The organism is Streptomyces tailanensis, from assembly GCF_008386495.1.
GTDB classification, from domain to species: domain Bacteria; phylum Actinomycetota; class Actinomycetes; order Streptomycetales; family Streptomycetaceae; genus Streptomyces; species Streptomyces tailanensis.
This window is the reverse complement of record NZ_VTHJ01000181.1, coordinates 1-1,170: the sequence shown is the minus strand read 5'-3', so window position 1 is coordinate 1,170 and position 1,170 is coordinate 1. Positions and strand designations below refer to the sequence as shown.

2 protein-coding genes and 1 pseudogene are annotated in these 1,170 nt (G+C 69.5%); 1 reads left to right on the top strand and 2 read right to left on the bottom strand.

Annotation, left to right across the window (positions count from 1 at the left end; translation table 11 throughout):
- Window positions 1-50: 50 nt before the first annotated feature.
- The gene (locus tag F3T56_RS45950) at window positions 51-449 is read right to left on the bottom strand and encodes a hypothetical protein (protein WP_425473759.1); all 399 of its coding nucleotides are present in this window, start codon (window positions 447-449) and stop codon (window positions 51-53) included.
- A 106-nt stretch (window positions 450-555) separates the two neighbouring features.
- Here F3T56_RS45950 and F3T56_RS45945 point away from each other — a divergent pair.
- Window positions 556-849 (top strand): annotated as a pseudogene (locus F3T56_RS45945) (IucA/IucC family protein); the annotation flags it as partial.
- A gap of 72 nt (window positions 850-921) precedes the next feature.
- Here the strand turns inward: F3T56_RS45945 and F3T56_RS45940 are convergent.
- A partial coding sequence (locus F3T56_RS45940; RefSeq protein ID WP_149831382.1) for a DDE-type integrase/transposase/recombinase occupies window positions 922-1,170 on the bottom strand: 249 nt, incomplete at its 5' end.

The following is a 1,170-nucleotide window of genomic DNA, read 5'->3' as shown; positions in this document are numbered from 1 at the left end:
GTCTTCACGCAACGTGACAGCCAGTCAGTCCACTCGGGACGACACACCGCTCAAGTTCGAAGACCCGGCATCTCGGCGGGCAGTTCGGAATTGGGCAGGCCGGTGAGGAGGCGGAGTTCCTCAGCGGTGAGTTTGACCAGTTCCGTATGGGTGAGTCGGCGCCAGGTGCCGTTGGTGAGCAGTTCGGGTTCCGTGGGGCGGCGAGTACCGCGTACGCGCAGGAGACGACCGCTGGCCCTGAGCCGGTGCACTCCGGCGGCTCCGGCCGCTCCCGGCTCGACGAGCTCCGCCACCTCCCGCAGGAGACAGTTGAGCAGCGGTGCGGCGGCGTGGGCGTCGGCGGTGGTGCCGTCCGCGGGTCGGGTTGGCGTCCACGGGTTCCATTCGTTCCATACGGTGCACTCGTGATCAGTATCTCTGCCCGCCGCGATGCGCCACGAAGCCGTCATACGGCATCCGTGCGTTGTCACAGAGGTGTGCGGGCAGTGGTCGTACGCCGTTCCGATGCAGTCCCCTTACCCGCCCGACGCCGTTTCCGCACCCGAGGAGCCCCCCGTGCATCGTCAACCGTTGTCCGACGCAGAGGCAGTGCTCGGCGCCGAGCTGGGCGCCGTACGCCCCGATCTGACGCAGCCGTACACGGCCGCGCTGCCCGGCGCCCGCGCGGCCGTGTTGTCCCGGCTGTGGCGGGGCCTCGTCCATGAGCCCATGCCCTGGGTGGTACGCCGGGAGGCGGCCGGGGACGACTGGGTCACCCTCCACCTGGCCGACAGGCGTCGGCTGCACGGCCCGCTCGTGGACCCGTACGCCACGGCCGCGCGCGTCGACGAGGTACGGCTCGACGGGCGTTGTCACGTTGTTAGGTGTGGGGGTGTCTGACGGTGTGCCGGGGCGTGGTGGAGTCGGGTTCCGGTCGTGTGCTCACGGCGCGGTGGGCAGGCCGGCGACGCCGGTGATCTGCTCCCAGATTGCGAAGCGGATGCTCATCTCGGCTCGGTGCGCGGCAGCGGTCATCAGGTGTCGGCAGGGCCGGAAGTGGGGCGAGATGCCGCTGAAAGCGGACAGGAACCGCTGTGCTCCGCCCACGGAGCGGAAGCCTTTCATCGCGCGTTCGCGCTGCCTGGTTGGCTGGTGGCTGTTCTCCGCCCGGTTGTTCAGGTACTTCGACTG